This window comes from Streptomyces johnsoniae, assembly GCF_031845565.1.
In the GTDB taxonomy this organism is placed as follows: domain Bacteria; phylum Actinomycetota; class Actinomycetes; order Streptomycetales; family Streptomycetaceae; genus Streptomyces; species Streptomyces johnsoniae.
This window is the reverse complement of record NZ_JAVREV010000105.1, coordinates 1-378: the sequence shown is the minus strand read 5'-3', so window position 1 is coordinate 378 and position 378 is coordinate 1. Positions and strand designations below refer to the sequence as shown.

Below are 378 nucleotides of genomic sequence, written 5' to 3'. Positions count from 1 at the left end.
CCTCCAGCAAATCCCACTCCACAAACCCCGACAACGCCCGCCCACACTCCTCCAACGCCTCCCGAAACACCGGAAACACCCCAGCCAACTCCACACCCATCCCCACCCACTGCGCCCCCTGACCAGGGAAGACGAAAACCGCCTCGTCGCCGATCGGGCCGACGCCCTCGACCACGTCGGCAGCGGCCGTCCCTCGGGCAATGGAGTCGAGACCGGTGACCAGCCCGGCCCCTCCGGTGCCGAGTGCGACCGCGCGGTGCTCGAGCGCGGCTCGGGTGGAGACCAGCGACCACGCCACCTCGTCAGGAGCCAGCTCAGGCCGCGCTTCGACGAACTCCCGCAGCCGCGCCGCCTGCGCCCGCAACGCCCCCTCGTCCT

General features: G+C 71.2%; 1 protein-coding gene. It reads right to left on the bottom strand.

All coding sequences use genetic code 11. From position 1 onward, the window contains the following. The coding region (locus tag RM779_RS33485) for an acyltransferase domain-containing protein (RefSeq protein ID WP_311621562.1) at nucleotides 1-378 on the bottom strand (378 nt) is incomplete at both ends.